At 64.7% G+C, this 21,655-nt stretch carries 19 protein-coding genes; 7 read left to right on the forward strand and 12 right to left on the reverse strand.

The genetic code is table 11. From position 1 onward, the window contains the following. From xrtA to ASF77_RS18110, 7 genes are read right to left on the reverse strand one after another with little or no spacing between them, the layout of a single operon-like run. Positions 1-1,533, reverse strand: a complete 1,533-nt coding sequence (xrtA, locus tag ASF77_RS18080; protein ID WP_229445486.1) for an exosortase A — start codon at positions 1,531-1,533, stop codon at positions 1-3. After that, positions 1,533-2,792 carry a TIGR03087 family PEP-CTERM/XrtA system glycosyltransferase gene (locus ASF77_RS18085; protein WP_082493880.1) on the reverse strand — a complete coding sequence of 420 codons (1,260 nt, stop codon included), beginning with the start codon at positions 2,790-2,792 and terminating at the stop codon, positions 1,533-1,535. The genes xrtA and ASF77_RS18085 overlap by 1 nt, the downstream gene beginning before the upstream one ends. Continuing rightward, positions 2,789-3,673 (reverse strand): XrtA system polysaccharide deacetylase, encoded by an 885-nt coding sequence (locus ASF77_RS18090; RefSeq protein WP_056342469.1) that lies wholly within the window; start codon positions 3,671-3,673, stop codon positions 2,789-2,791. The genes ASF77_RS18085 and ASF77_RS18090 overlap by 4 nt, the downstream gene beginning before the upstream one ends. Then, positions 3,670-4,716 (reverse strand): XrtA/PEP-CTERM system-associated ATPase, encoded by a 1,047-nt coding sequence (locus tag ASF77_RS18095; protein WP_056342472.1) that lies wholly within the window; start codon positions 4,714-4,716, stop codon positions 3,670-3,672. The genes ASF77_RS18090 and ASF77_RS18095 overlap by 4 nt, the downstream gene beginning before the upstream one ends. A 13-nt stretch (positions 4,717-4,729) precedes the next feature. Beyond that, entirely contained in the window at positions 4,730-6,283 is a 1,554-nt protein-coding gene (locus tag ASF77_RS18100) for a TIGR03016 family PEP-CTERM system-associated outer membrane protein (protein WP_056342475.1), read from the reverse strand. Further along, complete coding sequence (locus tag ASF77_RS18105; protein ID WP_056342478.1) at positions 6,264-7,316, reverse strand: XrtA-associated tyrosine autokinase; 1,053 nt, start codon at positions 7,314-7,316, stop codon at positions 6,264-6,266. The genes ASF77_RS18100 and ASF77_RS18105 overlap by 20 nt, the downstream gene beginning before the upstream one ends. 47 nt (positions 7,317-7,363) lie before the next feature. Continuing rightward, a complete protein-coding gene (locus ASF77_RS18110) occupies positions 7,364-8,875 on the reverse strand; it encodes an XrtA system polysaccharide chain length determinant (protein ID WP_056342480.1) in 1,512 nt (503 codons plus the stop codon). A 387-nt stretch (positions 8,876-9,262) separates the two neighbouring features. Between ASF77_RS18110 and ASF77_RS18115 the strand changes: the two genes are divergently transcribed. The 7 genes from ASF77_RS18115 (at position 9,263) to pepA (ending at position 15,061) form a co-directional block, all read left to right on the forward strand. Further along, the gene (locus ASF77_RS18115) at positions 9,263-10,045 is read left to right on the forward strand and encodes a serine protease (RefSeq protein WP_056342484.1); all 783 of its coding nucleotides are present in this window, start codon (positions 9,263-9,265) and stop codon (positions 10,043-10,045) included. A gap of 130 nt (positions 10,046-10,175) precedes the next feature. Beyond that, positions 10,176-10,823 (forward strand): XrtA/PEP-CTERM system exopolysaccharide export protein, encoded by a 648-nt coding sequence (locus ASF77_RS18120; RefSeq protein ID WP_082493882.1) that lies wholly within the window; start codon positions 10,176-10,178, stop codon positions 10,821-10,823. 205 nt (positions 10,824-11,028) lie between these two features. Then, positions 11,029-11,658, forward strand: a complete 630-nt coding sequence (locus ASF77_RS18125) for a hypothetical protein (protein ID WP_156648937.1) — start codon at positions 11,029-11,031, stop codon at positions 11,656-11,658. A gap of 33 nt (positions 11,659-11,691) precedes the next feature. Beyond that, positions 11,692-12,009: an HPr-rel-A system PqqD family peptide chaperone gene (locus ASF77_RS18130; RefSeq protein WP_056342491.1), complete on the forward strand. Its 318-nt coding sequence runs from the start codon at positions 11,692-11,694 to the stop codon at positions 12,007-12,009. Then, positions 12,003-12,920, forward strand: coding sequence for an HprK-related kinase A (locus tag ASF77_RS18135; RefSeq protein ID WP_056342494.1), 918 nt, complete (start codon positions 12,003-12,005; stop codon positions 12,918-12,920). The genes ASF77_RS18130 and ASF77_RS18135 overlap by 7 nt, the downstream gene beginning before the upstream one ends. Further along, entirely contained in the window at positions 12,917-14,005 is a 1,089-nt protein-coding gene (locus ASF77_RS18140; RefSeq protein WP_056342496.1) for a nucleotidyltransferase family protein, read from the forward strand. The genes ASF77_RS18135 and ASF77_RS18140 overlap by 4 nt, the downstream gene beginning before the upstream one ends. Before the next feature lie 201 nt (positions 14,006-14,206). Then, positions 14,207-15,061, forward strand: a complete 855-nt coding sequence (gene pepA, locus ASF77_RS18145; RefSeq protein WP_082493883.1) for a flocculation-associated PEP-CTERM protein PepA — start codon at positions 14,207-14,209, stop codon at positions 15,059-15,061. A gap of 215 nt (positions 15,062-15,276) precedes the next feature. On the opposite strand, the gene ASF77_RS18150 is transcribed toward pepA, so the two are convergent. The 5 genes from ASF77_RS18150 to ASF77_RS18170 form a co-directional block, all read right to left on the reverse strand. Beyond that, positions 15,277-16,356: a nitroreductase family protein gene (locus ASF77_RS18150; RefSeq protein ID WP_056342500.1), complete on the reverse strand. Its 1,080-nt coding sequence runs from the start codon at positions 16,354-16,356 to the stop codon at positions 15,277-15,279. Continuing rightward, complete coding sequence (locus ASF77_RS18155; RefSeq protein ID WP_056342503.1) at positions 16,353-17,240, reverse strand: ThiF family adenylyltransferase; 888 nt, start codon at positions 17,238-17,240, stop codon at positions 16,353-16,355. Before ASF77_RS18155 ends, ASF77_RS18150 begins: the two co-directional genes overlap by 4 nt. Before the next feature lie 133 nt (positions 17,241-17,373). Beyond that, on the reverse strand, positions 17,374-18,147 hold the full coding sequence (locus ASF77_RS18160) for an N-acetyltransferase (RefSeq protein ID WP_229445487.1): 774 nt from the start codon (positions 18,145-18,147) through the stop codon (positions 17,374-17,376). Between the two features lie 128 nt (positions 18,148-18,275). Continuing rightward, positions 18,276-21,044: an XrtA/PEP-CTERM system TPR-repeat protein PrsT gene (prsT, locus tag ASF77_RS18165; RefSeq protein WP_056342507.1), complete on the reverse strand. Its 2,769-nt coding sequence runs from the start codon at positions 21,042-21,044 to the stop codon at positions 18,276-18,278. Positions 21,045-21,302: 258 nt separating this feature from the next. Continuing rightward, entirely contained in the window at positions 21,303-21,611 is a 309-nt protein-coding gene (locus ASF77_RS18170) for a hypothetical protein (protein WP_056342510.1), read from the reverse strand. Between the last annotated feature and the right edge of the window lie 44 nt (positions 21,612-21,655).

Below are 21,655 nucleotides of genomic sequence, written 5' to 3' on the forward strand. Positions count from 1 at the left end.
TCAGTGTTCCCGTGCCGCCTCGAGCGTTGCCTGCAGCGGCGCCAGGTTCGCTGCCAGGAAGGTGCGCAGCGCGGCGCGCGCAGTGTCCGCCTGCTCGCCGACCGGGGTGGCGACCATCAGGGCGGCGCCGTCGTCGCCGTGCATCATCAGCTTGGCTTGCGCCTGGCGCAGTTTGCCGAGGTAATCGTTGGCGATGAACTGGCCGTCGACCCAGGTCCAGTGCCAGACCAGGTAGTTGCCGTCCGGGCCCTTGACGCGGGTTTCGCGCAGCGCCAGCTTCCGGCCGCCGATCTCTTCCAGGCGGCCGCTCGAGCCGACCTGCTGGAACTTGGCGTCGCGGTTGTCGACCCGGTTGACGGAGCTGATCAGGCGCTTGCCCGGGCCCTGGTTGCGGTAGTACAGCACGTTCAGGTGAATCGGTGCGCCGGCGGCCGTGTACCGGCCGCCGAGGGCGGCGTCGGGCGCCAGGAATTCGGGCTTCCAGGCCGCTTCCCCGCTCGGGGTGCTGGCCAGGCGCGCGCCGTCCAGGCGCACCGGCGCCGGATTGTAGGACGCCTTGTCGCTGACGACGCCGAGGGCCGGCCAGAGCGCGGCCACCAGCAGCGCGGCGATGGCCACGCCGGTGATCGGACGCGCCGCCAGCGCACCCGCCGGGCGGCCAGCGACGGCGGCGGCGGCGGGCGCCGCGTCGTCCTCGCGCCAGTAGCTGCCGATCCAGAACATGATGAACATGACCAGGCCGAAGAACAGCCAGCCGTAGATCAGGTGGTCGACGCCGGTCGCCAGCTCCATGCCGCTCATGTGGCCGATCATGACGATCATATAGGCGCGCAGGCCGTTGGCGACGATCGGCACCACGATCGACAGGCCGATGAACAGCGCGCGCCGGGTGGTCGAGCGGTAGCTCAGGTAGGCGTACAGGCAACCCAGCGTGATCGACGAGATCAGGTAGCGCACGCCGCTGCAGGCTTCGACCACCGACCAGTTGCCGGTCGGGAGTTCGAACATGGTGCCGTTGCGCAGCACCGGAATGCCGGTGGCGCGCACCATGGCGATCGTGAAGTCGGCCGTAAAATTGATCAGGGGCTGGACGAACACTTCGCCGAAGGGCACCGCGAACAGCAGGAACAGCAGCGGGAAGGCCAGCGCGCCGGCCAGGCGCCGGCCCAGCACGGCCAGGGCCACGACCGGGAACATGGCGACGAAGGCGTATTGCATGACGACCTGCACCTCGCCCGCGCGCGCCAGCAGCCAGCCGGCGCCGCACAGGGCCAGCACGGCCAGGGCCGGCCAGTAGGGCACGGCCGGGATGCGGCCGAACACTTCGCGCCGGCGCCAGATCAGCCACAGGCTGATCGGCACGATGGCGTAGCCGTGGGCGAAGGTTTCGGAGCTGTTCCAGACCGCGACCATCGAGGCGGCCGTGCTCCAGTACAGCAGCAGCAGCGCCACGCAGGCGGCGACGAGGATGCCGATCTTCGGCACCGACAGGCGGCCGGGCGCTGCGCCGGCCAGGGCCGGATGTTCGTTCATCAGCATTCAAACCTCGCTTCGATCGGGGACAGGTGGGCGGTCCAGCTGTAGCGGCGCTCGACGCTGGCGCGCGCGGCCTGGCCCATGCTCGGGTGGGGAGTGCGCAGCAGCTCGATCACGCGCTCGGCATAGTCGGCGGGCGCGTCGACGACGACCAGCTCGCGGCCATTGACGGCATCGATGCCCTCATAGGCCTGGGGCGACGCGACCACCGGACGGGCCATCGCCATCGCTTCGAGCACCTTGTTCTGGATGCCGCGCGCGATGCGCAGCGGGGCCACCGCGGCGACGCAGTGGGCGAGATACGGCCGCACGTCGGGCACGGTGCCGGTGACGACGATGCCTTCGCCCGCCAGCGCCTGCACTTCCGGCGCCGGACGCGAGCCGACGATGTAGAAGCGCGCGCCCGGCACGGCGGCGCGCACGCGCGGCAGCACGTGCTCGGCGAACCATTTCACCGCATCGATGTTCGGCCAGTAGTCCATCGCGCCGGTGAACACGAGCGCCTGCTCGCCGGCGGCATACGGATTGTCGTAGGCACGCAGCGGGCTGAAATACTCGGTGTCGACGCCGTTGCTGAAGTGGCCGATCTTGCTGCGGCTTTCCGGCGCCAGCGTGCGAAACAGTTCGGCCTCGGGGCCCGAGACGAACAGGGACGCGTCGAATTCATTGGCGACCTTGCGCTCGTAGTCGAGCAGGCTCTTCGCCTCGTGGCGGTACACCCAGCTCATCGGCCACTTCTTCTTTTCGGCGTACTGGCGCCATTTGTCGGAGTCGACGTCGCAGAAGTCGATCACGCGGCGCGCGGCCGGGAAGTCATCGGCGTACTGGGCCATCACCGAGCAGAAGGTCATCACGCGCGCGATGCCCTGCTGGCGCATGGTGCGCGCCACCCAGCGTTTCATGCCGGCGTCGCGATAGTATTCGAGCGACAGCGATTTGCCCGTCGCCAGCGCCTTCACGCTGCGCAGCTTGCCCTTGAGCGGATCGAGCTTGACGAAATGGCTGCTGGCGCACAGCGCCTCGACCGCCGGCACGTGCTGCCAGTCGTCGGCATCGTCCACAAAGGTCGCCAGGTGCACCCGGTACTTCGTCGCCAGGTGCTTGAGCAGGTTGTACGAGCGGATCTTGTCGCCCTTGTTCGGCGGGTAGGGGATGCGGTGCACCAGCAGCAGCAGATCCGGCTTGGCCGCCTCGGCTTCCTCGGCCTGATCTGCGGCCAGCTTGCGCTGCAACGCGCCCTCGATGATCGAATTCATGGCTTGTTCAGGAAAATGCGATCCATCCGGTCCCACGCGAAATCGCGGGCGAGGGCGGCGATTCGCCCTTCCGTGCGCGCGATATTGATGTAGTGGCGGAAGCGCGCCTTGGCGCCCAGACCCTCCGGACGCGGCTGGCCCGGGTCGACTTCCCACGGATGGAAGTAGAACAGGGCCGGCTCGTTGTCCATCTCGTTGACACGCTTGACCATCCAGCGCGACAGCGCATACGGCAGCAGGCGGAAGTAGCCGCCGCCGCCGGCCGGCAGTTTACGGTTGCCCAGCATGGCCGTCGTGATCGGCACTTCCAGCAGGCCGTCGGGGCCGTTCGGATAGAAGGCGAAGCGCGGCGCGTCCGGCATGCCGTAGTGGTCGTGGGCGATCGGGTAGATGCTCGAGCTGTAGCGGTAACCCGCTTCGGTGAGGGCGTCGAGCGCCCATAGGTTGCCTTCTCCGATCGAGAAACTCGGGGCGCGATAGCCGAGCACCTGCTGGCCGCCGATGTCTTCCAGCAGGGCCTTGGCGCTGCGGATGTCGTTGTCGAATTCGGCGCGGCTCTGGTCCGAGGCGCGCAGGTGGCCGTAGCCGTGGCTGGCCAGTTCGTGGCCGGCGGCGACGATGCGGCGCACCATCTGCGGATAGCGTTCGGCGATCCAGCCGAGGGTGAAGAAGGTGCCCTTGACGTCGTTCTTCTCGAACAGGGCCAGGATGCGCTCGATATTCGCCTCGACGCGGCATTCGCGCGTCGGCCAGCTCTCGCGGCTGATGTAGGGCGCAAACGCCGAGACCTGGAAATAGTCCTCGACGTCGCAGGTCATGGCGTTGCGAATGCGCTCGCCCGGCTGGCGCTGCGGCCGGGCTGCGGGAGTCTGCATCTTCATTCCGGGGTATCCGCGTGGTGGGTCGCCTGCACGCCGTTCTGCGGGTTGGCGACGATTTTCTTCAGGATCGACAGTACCGAGACGATCGATTTTTCGAGGCGCATCATGCGTTCGTCGAGCACTTCGGCGCTGGCGCGGCGTTCCGGCATGCCGCCCATGCCGTCGGCGAGGAGCTGTCCATCCAGACCTGCGCCGATGCCGGCGGCCGGGGTGCCCATCACTTCGGGCAGCTGGAACTCTTCGCTGAGGTCGGCGATCACGGTCTGGATGTGGCCCTCGTTGAACTCGTGCAGTTCTTCCAGGTAGCCCATCAGCAGCACGCGGTCGAGCAGGGTATTGGTCTTGCGCGGGATTCCGCCGGTGTAGGCGTAGATGGCGGCGTGGGCGCCGTCGTCGAACGCCGGGTCGCCGTTCCAGCCGACCGTGTGCAGGCGGTGCTCGATGTAGGCGCGCGTTTCCGGCGCATCCATCGGGCCCAGGTGGTAGCTGGCGATGACGCGCTGGCGCAGTTGCTGCATGCTCGGGCTGTGCAGGGTGCCGCGGAACTCGGGCTGGCCGAGCAGGAAGGTCTGCAGCAGCGACTTGTCGTCGGTCTGGAAGTTCGACAGCATGCGCAGTTCCTCGACCGTCTTCGGGTTCAGGTTCTGCGCCTCGTCGATGACGAGCAGGGCGCGCTTGCCCTGGCGGTCGACCGTATGCAGGAACTGTTCGAGGCGGGTGAGCAGGTCGGTCTTGCTGGCGCCCTCGTACGGCAGGCCGAAGGCCGAGACCACCATGCGCAGGGTGTCGTCCGGATCGAGGTGGGTGTTGACGATGTGGGCGGCGACGATCTGGTCGGAAGGCAGTTTATTGAACAGGTTGCGTACCAGCGTCGTCTTGCCGGCACCGACTTCGCCGGTCACGACAATAAAACCTTCTCCCTGCGACAGGCCATATTCGAGATAGGCCATGGCGCGCTTGTGGCCCTTGCTGCCGAAGAAAAAGTGCGGGTCGGGGCGCAGCTGGAAAGGCTTGGCGGTAAATCCATAATATGCTTCGTACATCGTGTCACTCCGCTTAAAGCTGGGCTGAAAGGGTCGCGCTGACCGCGTTTTCCGTGTAGCGCGAGCCGCCGAACAGGGCGCGGTCGCCGCGCGCGTGGCGCAGTTCGACGACGCCGAGCAGATTGCGGCTGAAGCGGCGCGTCAGCGACAGGCGCAGGCTCTGCTGGTCTTGCTCGATACTGGTGGTGAGCGAGCGGTCGCGCGTTGCCAGCAGCGTCGCCGAGGCACTCGACAGTGCGTTCAGGCGGTAGCTGTGCGAGGCGCTCAGGCCGAACTGGCGCACATTGTCGTTGAGCGCGAACAGCTGGCTGCCGAGCAGGCCGCTGTCGGCTTCGCCCGAAGACAGCGCGAGCCGCTCGGTGGCAAAGGCCGACACGACCGAGCTGTGGGCGCGCATGTTGAAGGCGAACGAGGCCTGCGCCTGCTTCTGGCGGAAGTAGCGGTTGGTCAGGTAGTTCACCTCGTCCGCTAGGCTCGACGGCAAGCCAGTGGCGCGCAGGTAGGCTTCGATCGCCTGGCGCCGCGCGAACGGATCGGGAATCGTCACGGCGAACAGCGAATCGAGCAGCGAGGCCGTGTCGACCGCCTGCGGCAGCGCGAACTGCTGGCGCGTGGTCGTCACCGAATCGGCATACCCCAGGCGCCAGACCGTGTGGCGGCTGCGGTGCGAGGCTGCCAGCGAGCCGGTATTGCCCAGGTAGTGGCGCCCGGCGCTGAGCTCGACCGAGGTACGCTGCGACGGATTCCAGCCGAAGCCGGCCGACCAGCTGGCGCCGGACGTGCGTCCGCCCAGTGCCTGGTAGTCGTAGCGGTCGTAGCCGGCGCTGGCGGTCAGGCGCAGCGTGCGGTGCACGCGGTAGCTCAGGCCCAGCAGCGCGTTTTCCGACGAGGTGTCGCCGAACTCGTCGGTCGTCACGTCCTGGCGCGCATAGCGCAGGTTCCAGCCGATGTCGCGCCAGGCGCGGCCGCTGCCGAGGTCGAAGATCACGCCGTCGGCGCTGCTGTTGCCGAACACCGAATTGTCGGTCTTGGTGCTGTCGTGGGTATAGCGCAGCGTCGCCGCGGCGAAGTTGCCGAAGCGCCGCGTCAGGTAGGGGCTGATGCGCCAGGTCGAGACGTCGGTGGTGTTCTCGTCGCTGAAGCCGTTGGCGCTGCGCGGGCCGAAGGCCGACACCGCGCGCGAACCGGCGCTGGCGAAGGCGTCGACATACAGCAGCTCGTCGACCACCTTGAGGCGGCCGTTGGCGTCGTACTGGCTGTTGTTGCTGCGCGTGCCGATGGGTTCGCCGCCGCTGTACTTGTAGAACGAGGCACGCGCGCGGGCGCTCAGCTGCACGCGCGAATTCTGGCCGAGCACGGTAATGCCCGGCGTCGCTTCGGTGACCCACTCGGCCTGCTTGTTGGCGTCGCTCTGGAGGGCGACGTTATCGGTATAGGTTTCGGTCAGCGACAGCGAAGGCGTGACTTTCCACTGGGCCTGAGCCGGCAACGCCACCATCAGCAAGGCTGCCAGCGGCGCCAGCCGCGGCAGGCGTGCCGTGTTGCGCTTAGCCGTAGTGATAGTCATACGTCTCTTCGATCCCCGGGATGTCCCGCGCCTTGTTATAGATGAGGTTGACATTGCTGCAGCCTTCCAGCTGGCGCAGCGCTTCCTTGACGGCGTGCTGGGTCGTGCCCTGGGCCTCGACCACCATCACGATCTGGCCCATGTGACCGGCCAGCACGCGCGATTCGCTCGTCAGCAGCAGCGGCGGCGAATCGAAGATGATGATGCGGTCGGGATAGCGGTGCGCGATCTCGTTGACCAGGTTGCTCATCGTCGAGCTGGCCAGCAGTTCGGTCGCGCGCGGCGTGCTGGTGCCGGCCGGCAGGATGCTAAGGGTGTCGACATTCGTGCGCAGCATCACGTCCGACAGGTCGAGCTTGTCGTCGACGAGGATGTCCATCAGGCCGCGCTGGGCCGGCAGGCCGAGCGTGCGCAGCACCGACGGACGGGCGACGTCGGCGTCGACCAGCAGCACCGTGTGGTCGAGTTCCATGGCGATGCTCATGGCCAGGTTGATCGCGCAATACGTCTTGCCTTCGCCCGGCAGCGAGCTGGTGATCATGATCAGGTTGTTCGGGCGGCCTTGGGTGTTCTCGCTGAAGGCCTGCTTGAGCAGCGGGCGCTTGATGACGCGGAAGTCTTCCAGCAGGCCGGTGCGGCCGCTGGCGGCGGTGACCATGCCGGCGTCGCGCATGCGCGCCAGGTCGAGGTCGACCTTGCGCACGCCCGGCTTCGGTGCCGTCTTGCGCGGCGTAGCGACGCCTGGCGTAGCGACGCGCGGCGTGGCGACGCCAGGTGCTTCGGTGCGGGGCAGCTCGGCGCGCGCTGCCGCTGCTGCGGCGGCGACGCTCGGGGCGGCCGGGGCAGCGGCGGGCGCAGTGACGGCCGGCGCTTCCGCGCGTGCGGCCGGTGCCGCGGGCGCGCTGTGGACGGCGGCGGCCGGCGTCTGCGCTTCGAGGACGATGGCCTGGCCGTCGTGCTCGACGACGGCGGGGGGCGGGGCCGCTGCGCGGGTCTGGTCAATGCGGCTTGCCGCTTTTTCGATAATGCTCACGTTCGCTCCTAATATTGTGCGTTACGGCGTCAGGCGCTTTAGCCTGCTCAAGCGCTGGCGCGCGCCAGCATGGTGGCCATCCCCACGGCATAGGCGCCGATCAGCACCAGCACGGCGGCGCCGACGCCGACCAGGCGGCGTTTGCGCAGCACTTTCTGGCCGTCCGTCCAGTGCATGTTGATCGAACCCAGCACCGGGAAACCGGTCACGTCGCGCAGCGTCGCATGGCTGAGGAAGGTCGGGCGCACCTGGCTCATCAGGAAGGCGCCGATCAAGCCTGCGGCCAGGGCCAGCGCGAACACGCCGGAGAACAGGGCCAGGCGGTTCGGGCCACTCGGCTTGGTGGCGGCCAGCGGCGGCTCGATCACGCGGAAGGACAACATGTCGGTGGCCGAGGTCAGGTCGCCCGACAGCTTGGCCTGCTCGCGGCGCTGCAGCAGTTGCTGGTAGTTTTCGCGGTTGACCGTGTAGTCGCGGTTCAGCTGCACCAGCTGGGCCTCGATTTCCGGCGCCGTTGCGCTCTGGCTGCGCAGGGTCGTCACGCGGGTCTGGTATTCGTTGACGCGGGCGCGCAGGGCGGCAACGCGCGATTCGGCATCCGACAGCGACACGCTCAGCTGCTGCATCATCGGGCTGGCGGCGGCGTTCGGATCCGGACGGCCCTTCTTCATCTCTTCCTTCTTTTGCGCCTGCAGCTGGCCGACCAGACGGCGCGTGGCGATGATGTCCGGGTGTTCCTCGGTGTATTGCAGGCGCAGGTTGTCGAGGTTTTTCTGGGCGGCGGCGATGCGGCTTTCCAGTTCCGGGTCGACCATGCCGCCGCCTTCCTTGCCGCCGCCGGTCATGCGGCGACGGATGGCGTTGCGCGACTGTTCCGCTTCGGCCAGCTCCAGGCGCGCCTGGCTCAGCGCGTCGGTGGCGGAGGCCACGCGGGCGCTCCAGTCGCCGCCTTCGCGCGGCAGCAAGCCCATGTTCTTGATCTTGAATTCCTTCAGCGCATTCTCGGCCGCGGCCAGCTTCTCTTCATAGCTCTTGATCTGGTCGTCGATGAACTGCACCGCCTTGTCGGAATCCTGCTTCTTGCCGCCGAAGCTGCCTTCCACGAAGATCGTCAGCAGCGACTGCACGACGTCCTTGCCCAGCTTGGCATCGGTCGAGGTATAGCTGATGGTGTAGATGTCGTCGCGCTCGGTGCCGGCGATCTTGATCTTCTTCATCAGATCTTCGACCATCTTTTCCTTCTCGGCGCTGTTGGTCGCCTTGACGTCGAGGTCGGTGTCGCGCATGACGCGTTCGACGTTCGGACGGCTGATCAGGGTCTGGCGCATGAACATCACCTGCTGATCCAGGTTGGGCAGGGTGGTCATGCCCGACAGCAGGGGTTTCAGGATGCTCTGGGTGTCGACATACACCCGGGCCGAGGTTTCATAGGTGTTCGGCAAGCGCAGCACGATGGCCCAGCCGATCAGTGCCACCAGCCAGGCGATGGTGACCGCATGCCAGCGGTATTTACCAAGGGCCTTGAGGAAATTCAGGATTAGGGCTTGTATTTCTGCCATCTCGTCAGTCTCGCCATGAACGCCCGGCGCTCGGCCAGGCGGGAACAATCACAAAAGAACACGCATCATCGCTTGTAGTTTGTGCAATTGCAATTGCGTGTCGGAAAATTGTGGTAATAAAGGCGCCGGTTAGCACCCGTTACAACACAAATGCCGGCATGCAATGTCAAATTCCGCTGCCGCCCATCCCTTTCAGCGTTATTATTGCCGCCGGACAAGCTAAAACAGTGAAAATGTTGCACTTCATCAAGCATGAGGTGGGGAGCAAATCACTGTCGCCAGAGAAGTCCGACAGTAGCTTTGCGTAACATCAAGCTGTTGTATTGTAATGTTTAATTTGCAAAGAGGCCTGCACGATTGATTCCTATTCGAAATAGTGAATGCCACATGATCAAGTGGCCACGACGACGCCGCGCGCTTGCCGCCGGCCTCGCATTGGCGGCCCTGGCAGTTGCCCTGCCGGCACGCGCCGATGGCCTGGTGCGCACCATCGCCGCCATCAAACCGGCCATTGTCGGCGTCGGCAGTTTCCTCAAGACACGCAGCCCCTCCGTGATGTTCTCGGGTACGGGCTTTGCCGTGGGCGACGGCCTGAGCATTATTACCAACGCCCATGTCGTGCCGATGACACTCGATACCGAGAAGATGGAAACGCTGGGCGTGGTGGTCGGCGCTGGCCAGGATTTCCGTTTCCGCGCGGCGCGCCTGGTGGCGCTCGACCGCGCCCACGATCTCGCCCACCTGCGCCTGATCGACGGCCCGCCGCTGCCGGCGCTGGCCATCGGCGATTCGAACGGCGCCGCCGAAGGGCAGGCGCTGGCGTTTACGGGCTTTCCGCTCGGGATGGTGCTGGGCCTGAACCACGTCACCCACCGCGCCACGCTGTCGGCGATCACGCCGATCGTGATGCCGTCGATCAGTTCGCGCCGCCTGGACGCACGCGCGATCACCCAATTGCAGCGCGATCCCATGAAAATCTTCCAGCTCGACGGTACGGCCTATCCCGGCAACAGCGGTAGCCCGGTGGTCGACGTCGAGAGCGGCGCCGTGCTGGGGGTCATCAATATGGTATTCGTCAAAGGGCTGAAGGAAACGGCGATCACCAGTCCCAGCGGAATCTCGTATGCGATCCCCGCCCGGTATGTGCAGGAACTGTTGCAGCAAAAGTGAAAAGAAATTATTTCAATCGTGCACGCCTTTCGCGGAAGCATGATTGAGATACAATATTCCCGTTTTGATGGCTAAATAACAATTTTTGATTTGCTATAACAACAGCCTGGCACTGCCGGTCGCTGCTGTCATGAAGGGGAATGACGTGAGCAAGATCTCGACGAATCTGACGAAACTGGCCCTGGCCACCGCCTGCGCCCTGGCCGTTTCCGGCTGCGCGATGTGGAACAAGCCGCCGGCGCCTTCGGCCGCCGCCATGGCCGGCGCCGCGCCTGCCGATTACCTGATCGGGCCTGGCGACTCCGTCAACATCATCGTCTGGCGCAATCCCGAGGTGTCGATGTCGGTGCCGGTGCGTCCGGACGGCAAGATCACGACTCCGCTGGTCGAAGACCTGCCGGCCGCGGGTAAAACCTCGACCGAACTGGCACGCGACATCGAAAAGGCCCTGGCCAAGTTCATCCAGCAGCCCGTCGTCACCGTTGTCGTGACCGGCTTCGTCGGCAATTACGGCGACCAGATCCGCGTGATCGGCCAGGCCGCCAAGCCGCAAGCGCTGGCCTACCGCCGCGACATGTCGCTGATGGACGTGCTGATCGCCGTCGGCGGTGTCACCGAATTCGCCTCGGGCAACCGCGCCAGCGTCATCCGCAACGTCGGCGGCAAGCAGGAAAAACTGAACGTGCGCCTGGACGACCTGATCAAGGACGGCGACATTTCGGCCAACATGCCGATGCGCCCGGGCGACATCCTGGTGATCCCGGAAAGCTTCTTCTAAGCGAATTTGACTGTCGGTTTTTCTTACAGCGGCGCCTGCGGGCGCCGTCGCTTTTGGGACTTCCAACTGACAGTGCAGGGCTAAGTGCTTGATTCGTTGTTGCATTTAGTCAACGAATGATTCTTGGTATGAATTTTGCTATGCTAGTAAAAGCCCCGATGCCTGTATGGGTGTGGCATACTTTCTAGACTCAGGAAACATGTTTATGGATCAAGAACAAAACCCTCCCCAGTCATCCGACACCCAGGCCACGCCTCTTCCTCCTCTTGACGCGAAGGGTTTGGCGCGGCGCCGCTTCACCCGTGCCGGCGCCGGCGCGACCGGTGTTATCCTGACGCTGCAGAGCCAGCCGGCAATGGCGACCTACGGCAAATGCGTGTCGCCGTCCGGTTTTACGTCGCTGTCGATGGGAACGAGCCTGAATCCGCTGCGCTCCTGCCTCAGCAATGAAGATCCGCAATACTGGGAAAATAACCGCACCCGCTGGAACTCGCGGGCATTTGCCAATCCGGACGTCAAGTTCATCAAGGTATTTAATTGTCCAGGCAGTTACAGCGGCCTGGCCAACATCTCCTTGTACGACGTGCTGGCCCGTGAAAAGCAAAGCGTCAAAAACGCCGATCCGAGCGGTATCTCGCGCCTGTGCATCGCCGCCTGGCTGAATGCGCGCGTGACCCAGCAGGGCAACCCGGTGCTGTCGCCGGAACGCGTCGTCGATATCTGGAACCAGTACGCCGGCAAGGGCTCGTTCACTCCCGGGCCGAAGATGAAGTCCTGGTCGCGCACCACGATTTTCGACTACCTGCGCACGACCTTCCGTACCAACGGCTACTAGTTCCGCTTCCGCTTCCGCTTCTGATCTGACCGCATGAGTTGCTCCGTCATATGGCGCCTGGCCCCCGGCCAGCGCCTGCTGCACCGCTGCTGGGACGGCGAATGCGTCATCTATAACGACTTGTCGGGCGACACCCACCTGCTCGACGATTTCACTTTCGAACTGCTGCGCCTGCTGCAAGCGGCGCCGCAATCGGCGCCGGCGCTGGCGGCCGCGCTTGGCCTCGATCCGGAAGACGCCATCCTGCCCGTGCGCCTGGACGACCCGGATCCCGACGCCGAGCGCTCGTTGCTGGGCGGCGCCCTGGCCGAACTCGGCGCGCTGCACCTGGTCGAAGCCCAGGCATGCTGACGGTTGCCCAACTCGGCCAGGAGGCCGTGGCCGCCCGCCTGCGTGGCGCCGGGCTGCGCCTGCAGACCGGCCCCTTCGTGGCCTGCATCCACAGCAGCTTGCCGGCCCTGGCCGTGGCGCTGGAGCGGATGTATGGCGCCTATCCCTTGATGGACGCCGACACGCCGGCCGATTTCGACGTGCTGCTGCGCAGTCCGCGCGGCTTGCGCCGCCTGATCAAGCCGCAAGTCTATTTCCATTACGACGGCCTGGCGCCTTTCCAGCCGCTGCCGCTCGATCAAACTTATCCCATGTTCGAATGGGCGATGAACTGGTGCATCTCGAACCACGCCCATTCCTGGCTGGTGATCCACGCCGCCGTGGTCGAGCGCGAGGGCGCGGCCGTCATCTTGCCGGCCCCAGCGGGCTCCGGCAAAAGCACCCTGTGCGCGGCCCTGGTGGCGCGCGGCTGGCGTTTATTGTCCGACGAATTGACCCTGATCCGGGTCGACGATGGCCGCATCGATCCGGTGCCGCGTCCGGTCAGCCTGAAAAATGCCTCGATCGACGTCATCCGCGCCTGGGCGCCCGGCATGCACCTGTCGCCGCCGGTCACCGACACCCTGAAGGGAACAGTGGCGCACCTGCGCGCGCCCGACGCCAGCGTCGCCCGGGCCCACGAGCCGGCCCGGCCGGCCTGGATCGTCTTCCCGAAATGGCGCGCCGGCGCGCCGGCCGAACTGGCGCCGGTGCCGCAGGCGCGCGCCCACCTGCGTCTGGCAGAGAACGCCTTCAATTACAGCCTGCTGGGCGCCGCCGGTTTCACGACGGCGGCGCGCACCATCGAGCAGACCCGCACCTTCGATTTCAGCTACGGCACCCTCGACGACGCCATGGACGTGTTCGAGCAATTGCTGGCGGGGCGCCGATGACGGCCTTGCCCCTGCTGACCCGGGTATTGCGCGATCCGCCGTCGATGGCGGCGCTGGACGCGCCCGGCTGGGAACTGCTGCTGCGCCAAGCGGGGGCGGCCGACATGGGCGCCACCTTGTCCCTGCTGGCCGAGGAGCACGGCTTGCTGGCGGCTCTGCCGGCGCGCGTGCAGCGCCGCCTGGCCTGGTCGCGCACGGCCTGGGAGCGCCATACGCAGGCGGTGCGCTTCGAGGTGCAGCAGGTGCAGCGCGCCTTGCACACGACCGGCCTGCCGCTGATCCTGCTCAAGGGCACGGCCTATGTCGCGGCCGGGCTGCCGGCGGCAGCGGGACGCCTGTTTTCCGATATCGACCTGCTGGTGCCGAAAACCGCGTTGGGCGAGGTCGAAAGTGTATTCATGCTGCACGGCTGGGCCTCGAGCCACCACGATGCTTACGACCAGCGCTACTACCGCGAATGGATGCACGAGCTGCCGCCGATGCAGCACATGCGCCGCGGCACTGCCGTCGACGTCCACCATGCGATCCTGCCGGAGACGGCGGCCGTGCGGCCGGATCCGGCGCTGCTGCGCGCCGCTGCCCGTGCCGTCCCTGGACTGGAGGGCGTGCAGGTGCTGGCGCCCTGCGACATGGTGCTGCACAGTGCCACCCACCTGTTCTATGAAGGCGAGTTCAAGCACGGCCTGCGCGACCTGTTCGACCTGCACCGGCTGATTTGCCATTTCGCGGCCACGGAGCCCGGTTTCTGGCAGGCGCTGCCGGCACGCGCGCGCCAGCTGGAACTGGGGCGTCCTCTGTTTTATGCGCTGCGCTACTGCGCACAGCTGCTCGGCACACCGGTGCCGGCGGCGACGCTGCAGGAGGCGCGGGCAGGGCAGCCGCCTCATCCCCTGCTGGCGCTGATGGACGGATTGTTCCGCACGGTGCTGCGGCCTCCTCTGCCCGGAAGCGCCGGCGCGCTCGGCCCCGTGTGCGAGGGATTGCTCTATATACGCGGCAATTGGCTGCGTATGCCCCCCCTGATGCTGTCGCGCCATCTGTTCCAGAAAGCTTTCTTGTCTCCTCGAAATGTTAAATCTTCTTAGGAAACATGTCTAAAAAGCATTATAATTCCTATAAGAATTTTTTGTGAAAAAATGCTGTCGGCATTTTTTACACATCAGTTGAGGGGACTCTAAGGATGAGCAATAAGTAATTGATTCCAAAGCATTTAGTGATGCTGGCACGGTGCTTGCTACAAGGAGGATGTGTTTGCCCACACCATCAACTAAGCGAGGAATTGAATTATGAAATTTGTGAAGAAACTGGCTTGCGCCGCAGCTGTTGCAATGACCTTCGCCGGTAGCGCCAATGCTGCCACCGTGATCAACGACTGGGTCTTCAATCCGAACGGCGGCGGCTTCGCAGCTGGCCAAACCGTCAACGAATACCTGGACGTGAACGGCAACGCTTTCATCCAGATCAACCCAACCGGCGGTTCGAGCTTCTCGTTCACCGAACACGCTGTGTTCAACATCAAGCAAGCGGACAGCAACGGCCAGGACTTCGACGACAATTTCGCTGGCGGCAATATCTCGGCTACCTTCCAGGCAACCGGCACCGGTAACTTCAGCGGCGCGTTCACCTTCACCGGTGGCACCATCAAGATGTACCAGAACGAAACCAACCAGTACTCGACGACCAACGGCATCTATGGCGCCAACCTGGGCAACGAAATCGCTGTCTTCACCGTGATGGCCGGCGGCGGCGGTCTGGTCGATGCCAGCGGCTCGCCAACCAACAACGGTCAAGTCACCGTGTACGCACGTGCCGAAAAAGGCGCACTGGACGCAGGTTACTTCTTCCGTGAAAACGGCGACGACCTGTCGATGGAATCGATCATGGCCTTCGCGTTCACCAACGCTAACACTGTTGGCAAGCCAACCGATACCCTGGTGAGCGAAGTCGCTTGCGAATACGCTGGCTTCACCGGCAACGGTTGCAACGGCCAAGCCTACGCCAACACCCCAGGCTACTTCTTCGTCAGCAACAACGGTCAGTTCAAGCTGGCTGAAGTGCCAGAGCCAGGTTCGCTGGCCCTGTTCGGCATCGCCATGCTGGGCGCTGGCGTCGTGAGCCGCAAGCGCGCGAAGAAGGCTTAATTGCCCTCTGAGCAGGCCTTGTAGTGAGAGAAAGAGCGGGCTTGCCCGCTCTTTCTCGTGCGAGACATTTTGTTGTAAATAAATTAAGACGCGAGTTGCTGGGCAAGCGCTGGCGATCACAATAACAAGATCTACCAGGTAGGGAAATGAAAGCAAAAAGCGGCGACGACCATCGGGTCATCGCCGCTTTTTTTACGGCCGCCGTTTTGGCGAACTCAGCTTTTCATCAGTTCGGCCAGCGGACGGCGCAGCGAGCGCGCCTGCGGCGCCGGGCCATAGCCGAGGCGGCCCATGTAGACCGGCGCCAGGGCGTCGGTGAAGATCAGGGCTTCGGTCTCGCGGCGGAGCGCTTGCGCGGCCTCGTTGAGCTTCGGCGTGGCCGTGAAGCGCGTCTGTTCGCGCGCGTATTTCGAGAAGATCAGCGGCGTCATCTCCGGCTGCATGTACAGGCCGAGCGTCGTCATCGTCAGCCAGAAGCGCTGCAGCGCGCGGCCGGCGGCCACGTAGTCGTCGATCGAGCGCGGTGCCGTGCGCGCCTTGAGCACGAAGTGGGCGGCGCAGGCCATGCCGGGCGCCAGATCCATCTGCAGGCGCGGCGCCCAGGTGCCCATCAGGGTATTGACGGTCGACATGCGGCGCCAGCTGACCATCGCCCATTTCATCAACTGCAGGGTCATGGCGTCGATGCCGAGGGCGCCGGTCGGCACCTTGTCGGGACTGTGGGTCGGATTGTTCCAGTCGATGATGCTGCGGTGGGTCTCGAAGGCTTCCGGCATCGTCAGGCGCAGGCGCGCGTTGTTGAACATCAGCTTGGCCGCCTGCCATTTCTCGCTGCGGCTCTCGAGCCAGGTCAGCGCATAGCCGGGGCCGACGGCCGCTTCCAGCACGCGCTTGTGTTCGGGCGTGAGCGGGGTCGTCTTCATCGGCCGGCGCTGCACCGTGCGCACGTTGATCACGTCGATCAGCGGGTCGCGCGCGATGGCCGGATCATGGGCAAAGCGGACGTCGAAGACCGGGTGCGTGTCGCGGCCTTCCGGACGGCGCACGATGTCGGCGCGCAGGCCGTGGCCGCTGGCGGCGATGGCGATCGTCTCGAGCAGGGTGCCGAAGGCGATCTGGCTCGGGTGGCCGTCGAGGTCGTAGACGCAATGGTCGCGCGTATCATAGGCGTGCACGGCCAGGTGCGCCGGCCCGGCGATCTCGAAGCGCCAGGTCTGCATGTTGTCGCCGCTGGGCGCCCAGCGCGCCAGGTCGAGGATCTGCTCGATCGTGCTCGCGTCGATGTTCTTGTTCATGCTGTCGCTCCCGCGGCGGCCAAGTCCTTGGCCAGTTGTTTCTTGCCAATCCGGATCATCAGGCGGTGCAGGGGATTTTTATTGCCGCCCGGACGCCAGGTACGCACCAGTTTGTTGCGGTAGGCATCGAACTGGATGCCCCAGGGCGCGGCCAGCACGCGGCCACGGCCCAGCAGGATTTTCAGGGCTTCGGTACCCATCACGCCGGCGCACAGCTGGCAAGCCATGATGGTCGAAGGGCCGCGCCGTTCGACGAAATTGACCGCTTCCGGCACCACCAGATACGGACGGTGCAGGCCGGCTGGCGCCAGGCCGACGACGAAGTGGACGGCCTTGTCCGTTTCCGGCAAATCCCCCCACTGGAAATATTCCTCGAAGGTCATCTGGCCCGGCAGGAAGTTGAGCAGGGCCGCGCCCATGCCCAGCGGCGCCACGGTGCTGGCGGGAATGCCGAGGCGGGCGCACAGGGCGAACGTTTTCTGGCGGATGTCGAAGGCGAAGAAGTCGAGCGCGTCGACATACATGTCGGCGCCTTCGAGGAAAGCGTTCAGGTTGGCGTCGTTGATGCCCTGCTCGAACATCTCGACTTCGCATTCGGGATTAATGTCGAGCAGCATGCGGCGGATGACCTCGACCTTCGGCTGGTTCAGGGTCGAGACCATCGCCCCGACTTGCCGATTGAAATTGGGTACGTCGAAGGTATCGAAGTCGGCAATGCGGAATTTCGTCACGCCCAGGCGCGCCAGGGTCAGCGCATGGACGCCGCCGACGCCGCCGCCACCCGCAATCGCCACCCGCTTGCTGCGCAAGCGCGCCTGCTCCTCCCGCGTTACCCAGCCAATATTTCGGGAAAAAGCCTGCTCATAGCGGAATGGAGTGGTCATCGAGGGAATAAGACGGTGGACGGTGAATGACGGATGGCGAAAATTGGGCGCACATATCGGTGCAATTCGCGGCACATTTGCGCGGCGCCCGCCGGCACCGCCTGGGATGGCAATGCCGGCATGAAGCGGTGATTCAGGCTGCCTGGTGTTCGTCGATGCGGCGCAGGCGGTTGATGATACCCTGCTCTTCGCGCGGGGAGAAGAAATACGGGTAAAACGAGCGCTCCGTGGCCGCTTCGCTGAAGGTGCCGCCGTGCTTTTGAATCTGCTCGGTGACATACGCCAGCTCGATGCGCAGCAGGTAGGCCGGCGCATTCACGCGCGGATTGTCCTTCAAATCGCCTTCGCGCTTGAATCCGAGCATATGCTCATAAAAACGGCGATGGCGCGGATTGACTTCGATGACGATATCGGTGCAATCGTGGATATCGCGGGCGTAGATCACCGCCAGGTGAAACAGGTTGGCCAGCGAGGTTTTCGAGCGCACCGTCGGGTCGAACGCGAGCTTGGTGAATTCACAGAGCTTGGCGCCGCGGGCACGGTGCGCGTCGAGTTCTTCCTTGAAAATCTGGTCGGCCATCAGGCCAATCGGCGAATCGATACCGAGCGTCAGGGTGCCTACCACTTCGCCTTTGTCGGTGGCAGTCAGGGTGATGCGATTGGGATCGTCGCTGAACTGGTGCGTGCCAGCATAGCCGCGCCAAGCATACATCTTGTTGACCAGCATGCTGGCCGAATTGCGTCCTTTCGCCGTATCGGTAAGCCGGATTCCATATGAATCTTGGTTCACGATAACATCCTCTAATTCTGAGTTCGCTATATTATCGCGATCCTCTGACACATGAGCGTTCGATAGAAATTCGACAGTACGTTCGTCTAGTTCCTTCACTTCGTCGGGATTCGTCATCGCGGTACACCTTCGTTCTGGGACGCCGTCCGAAACGGGCGGCGTCTTTTTTTGGCCTATGCCGCGCTTTTTTCCATCAGGCGAAAAGCGCGGGCCTGTTGATTTTATTTATTTTAAATAGTAGACGCTTATAACGTTTTTAGCAACGAACGGGCCTCTTCCAATTGGGCGAAGGGCTGGTTCTGCGCGACCAGGGTTTCCAGTTCCTTGCGCGCGCCCGTTTTATTGCCCGATTTATGCAGGGCGACCGCCAGGTGATAGCGGATTTCCGGCGTCGCCGCCGGCGTGGCGGCGGCTTTTTGCAGCAATTCCAGGCCGCGCTGGGTATTGCCCTGTTCCACCAGCATCCAGCCCAGCGTATCCATCACCGCGGGATTGGTGCCGGCGACCTTGAATGCCTGTTCGGCCGTCGCCAGTGCGCGCGGATCGTTCTGCTGCTGGTAGGCCCAGGCCAGGTTGTTGAGCGCCGCGCCATTGTTCGGCATGCGCTTGACGATCCCTTCCAGCAGGGCCGCGGCCGGCTTGTACTGCTTGGCCGCCAGGTGCGACTCGGCCATGTACATCGCCACTTGCATGTCTTCCGGGTGCGCCTTGGCCCACTGGGCGACGCGCGCGTTCGCTTCGGCCTCCTTGCCGGCCTGCCTGAGCGCCTGCGCGGTGCGCAGCAGCACGGCGCCCGACTTGGTGATGGCGAAGGCCTTGTCGTAAGCGGCGGCGGCCAGCGCCGGTTTCTTGAGCGTCTGCTGCAGGTCGCCCTCGAGCAGGAAACCGATCGGCGAGCCGGGCACGTCCTGCTGCATCTGGCGCGTCAGGGCCAGAGCCTCGTCGTGGCGGCCGCGGCGCATTGCCAGTTCGACCTGGGCCACGCGTGGCTGCGGCATGTTCGGCGCCAGGGCGCTGGCCTTTTTGAGCGATTCGGCGGCGCCGGCATCGTTCTTCAGCTCGCTCTGCACCTGTGCCAGGCGGATCTGCGCCTGCGGCGACTTCGGCGCCATGTTGACCAGCTTGCTGTAGCTGTCGAGCGCGCCCTGCTGGTCGGCGTTCGCAATCTGCGCCTGGCCCAGCAGATCCATCAGGTCGGGATTGGTCGGGTTCGATGCCTGGAACTTGCGCGCCAGCGTCAGCGCCTTCTTTTCCTGCTTGGTGGCCAGGTAATGGTGGCCCAGCTTGAGCACCGGTACGATCGCATCCGGATTCTCGGCTTGCGCTTTTTCCAGCCAGGTGGTGGCTTCTTCGGGACGCTTGTCGAGCATGGCCAGTTCGGCCAGCGCGCCCATGGCGCCGAAATTCTTCTTGTCCTGTTCCAGGATCGCTTCGAAGCGCTTGCGCGCCGCTTCCGGCTTCTTCTCGATCAGATCCAGCTTGGCCAGGCTGGCCGCCGCCGGGAAGAAGTTCGGCTTGACCTGCAAGGCCTTCTCGAAGGCAGCGCGCGCACCCGCCACGTCGCCCTTGTTGATCAGCACGTTGGCCTTGAGGTTATAGGTCTGCGGTTCATCCGGCTTGAGGGTCTCGAGCTTGGTGACCGCGGCCAGCGCCTTGTCGTAGTGTTTCAGGCCGAGTTCGGCCTGAACCAGCGCCGACAGCGCGGCTTCCGACTTCGGATCGAGTTCGGTGGCACGTTCCAGTTCGGCGATGCCCTTGGCGGCTTCGCCCTGCTGCAGGCGCGACATGCCGAGCGAGGTGCGCAGCACGGCCACGTCCGGCGCCAGCTGCGTCGCCTTTTCGAGGTAAGTCGTGGCCTTGCCGAAGTCGCGCGCCTGCATGTAGGACTCGCCGGCCAGGGCCAGCAGTTGCGGATCCTTCGAATCGGTGAGTGCCGGCGCCAGCATGGCGGCGGCGTCGGCCGGCTGCGCATTCTTCAGCATCGCCTGCGCCATCAGCTTGCGCGCATAGACGTTGTCCTTGTCGATTTCCAGGTATTTGCGCAGGTGCATCTGCGCCTGCTCGGGCGCGTTCAGGTTCAGCTCGACTGCACCGGCCAGCAGCACGCTCGGCATGTGGTTCGGCGCACTTTTGAGGATGCGCTGGAGCGCTTCGCGCGCTTCCTTGTTCTTGCCTTCACTATGGTCGAGCAGGGCCTGGCCGTAGGTGACGAGCAGGCTGTTCGGCGCGCGCTTCTGGGCGGCCCCGATTTCGGTGCGCGCTTCGGCGAACTTCTTCTGGTTGATGCGAATGAAGGCCTTTTCCAGGTTGGCGTTGCGGTCTTGCGGACGCAGGGCCAGTACCTTGTCGAAGGCAGCCAGGGCTTCCTCGGGCTTGTTCAGGCCGCGCAGCATGCCGCCCTGGAACATCCAGACTTCCGGATTCTTGCTGTCTTTCGCGATCGCCTCGGCAACATAACGCTGCGACGCGGCCGGGTCGTTCTTGACCAGGGCATGGCGCGCCAGGCCGGTCAGCGCCGCACCGCTGTTCGGATCGAGCGCCAGCGCCGCATCGTAGGCGGCCTTGGCGCCGTCGGCGTCGCTGGTAGCGAGCAGGGCGTCGCCGCGCAGCGCCAGCAGGGGTGCGGATTTCGCGACCAGCTCGGGCTTGAGTTCTGCCAGCATTTCCTTGAACTCGCCTTGGGCCTGCATGGCCCGGCCCAGCAGCGGCAGCGTACGCGCTGGCGCCATGCCGAGGCTGGCGGCCTTGCGCAATTCCTTGGTGGCCGATACCGCATCGCCCGTTTCCAGGTACAGCGCGCCGAGCTGCAGACGCGCCTCGGCGTCCTCCGGGCTCTTCGCCACCGCATTCTTGAGCTGAATCAGGGCCGCCTTTTCGTCGCCCTTCTGTTGGTATTGCTGGGCTTCGGCCAGCAGGCTGGCGGTCGACTGGTCGCGGTTGCAGGCGGTCAGGCCGCCCAGCAGCAGGGCGCCCGAGACGACGGCGGTGGTAAATTGGATCTTGGTGCGGGACATGGCTTCCTCAGGTTTGACATGCTGATGCCGACCGGGAGACACCGGGCGACAAGTTTCCTAGCCAACAATAATACCTCAAGGAACAGATTAATTACCGCACAATCGGCCCACCGTTGTAGACAAGCGATTTCCTGTCAGAACTAAAACACGGTGGGCGGACTCTGGACGGCCCCGTCCGCCAGCTTGCGCCGTGTCCGCCTGATTTTCCACGCTTATTTCAGAGCAATGTTCGAAGGCAATTTGCCAGAGCAGAAAACGCTAGTCGTCGCGCTTGCGCAGGCGTGCAAGCAGGGCTTCGACATCCTCGCCCACGGGCAGGCCGTGGCGCCGCAGCAACTGGATATGCAGCACCATGTTTTCGAGCACGAGCTTGGCCGACACCGCCAATAAGGTCAGCAGGCGATCCTCGGTGCTGAAGTTCTCCATGGCCGCCGCCATCTCGCACAGGTGACTCGCGACCAGTTCGCGCAGCTCGTCCTCGGCGAAGGGCAGGTCGGCAAAATCGATCGGGTCTTCCAGCTCGACTTCGCGCATCAGGGCGGCCAGGTCTTCGGGCTTGATCGGCATGCGAGGCTCCGTGGATGGATGAGGTATGTCCATTCTAGGGCAGG

The organism is Massilia sp. Leaf139, from assembly GCF_001424165.1.
Lineage (GTDB): Bacteria > Pseudomonadota > Gammaproteobacteria > Burkholderiales > Burkholderiaceae_D > Telluria.

What these genes read in the sequence shown, in the direction of transcription:
- xrtA (WP_229445486.1), bottom strand. Translation starts at nt 1,533, where the DNA reads ATGAACGAACATCCGGCCCTGGCCGGCGCAGCGCCCGGCCGCCTGTCG.
- ASF77_RS18085 (WP_082493880.1), bottom strand. Translation starts at nt 2,792, where the DNA reads ATGAATTCGATCATCGAGGGCGCGTTGCAGCGCAAGCTGGCCGCAGAT.
- ASF77_RS18090 (WP_056342469.1), bottom strand. Translation starts at nt 3,673, where the DNA reads ATGAAGATGCAGACTCCCGCAGCCCGGCCGCAGCGCCAGCCGGGCGAG.
- ASF77_RS18095 (WP_056342472.1), bottom strand. Translation starts at nt 4,716, where the DNA reads ATGTACGAAGCATATTATGGATTTACCGCCAAGCCTTTCCAGCTGCGC.
- ASF77_RS18100 (WP_056342475.1), bottom strand. Translation starts at nt 6,283, where the DNA reads ATGACTATCACTACGGCTAAGCGCAACACGGCACGCCTGCCGCGGCTG.
- ASF77_RS18110 (WP_056342480.1), bottom strand. Translation starts at nt 8,875, where the DNA reads ATGGCAGAAATACAAGCCCTAATCCTGAATTTCCTCAAGGCCCTTGGT.
- ASF77_RS18115 (WP_056342484.1), top strand. Translation starts at nt 9,263, where the DNA reads ATGATCAAGTGGCCACGACGACGCCGCGCGCTTGCCGCCGGCCTCGCA.
- ASF77_RS18120 (WP_082493882.1), top strand. Translation starts at nt 10,176, where the DNA reads ATGAAGGGGAATGACGTGAGCAAGATCTCGACGAATCTGACGAAACTG.
- ASF77_RS18125 (WP_156648937.1), top strand. Translation starts at nt 11,029, where the DNA reads ATGGATCAAGAACAAAACCCTCCCCAGTCATCCGACACCCAGGCCACG.
- ASF77_RS18130 (WP_056342491.1), top strand. Translation starts at nt 11,692, where the DNA reads ATGAGTTGCTCCGTCATATGGCGCCTGGCCCCCGGCCAGCGCCTGCTG.
- ASF77_RS18135 (WP_056342494.1), top strand. Translation starts at nt 12,003, where the DNA reads ATGCTGACGGTTGCCCAACTCGGCCAGGAGGCCGTGGCCGCCCGCCTG.
- ASF77_RS18140 (WP_056342496.1), top strand. Translation starts at nt 12,917, where the DNA reads ATGACGGCCTTGCCCCTGCTGACCCGGGTATTGCGCGATCCGCCGTCG.
- pepA (WP_082493883.1), top strand. Translation starts at nt 14,207, where the DNA reads ATGAAATTTGTGAAGAAACTGGCTTGCGCCGCAGCTGTTGCAATGACC.
- ASF77_RS18150 (WP_056342500.1), bottom strand. Translation starts at nt 16,356, where the DNA reads ATGAACAAGAACATCGACGCGAGCACGATCGAGCAGATCCTCGACCTG.
- ASF77_RS18155 (WP_056342503.1), bottom strand. Translation starts at nt 17,240, where the DNA reads ATGACCACTCCATTCCGCTATGAGCAGGCTTTTTCCCGAAATATTGGC.
- ASF77_RS18160 (WP_229445487.1), bottom strand. Translation starts at nt 18,147, where the DNA reads ATGACGAATCCCGACGAAGTGAAGGAACTAGACGAACGTACTGTCGAA.
- prsT (WP_056342507.1), bottom strand. Translation starts at nt 21,044, where the DNA reads ATGTCCCGCACCAAGATCCAATTTACCACCGCCGTCGTCTCGGGCGCC.
- ASF77_RS18170 (WP_056342510.1), bottom strand. Translation starts at nt 21,611, where the DNA reads ATGCCGATCAAGCCCGAAGACCTGGCCGCCCTGATGCGCGAAGTCGAG.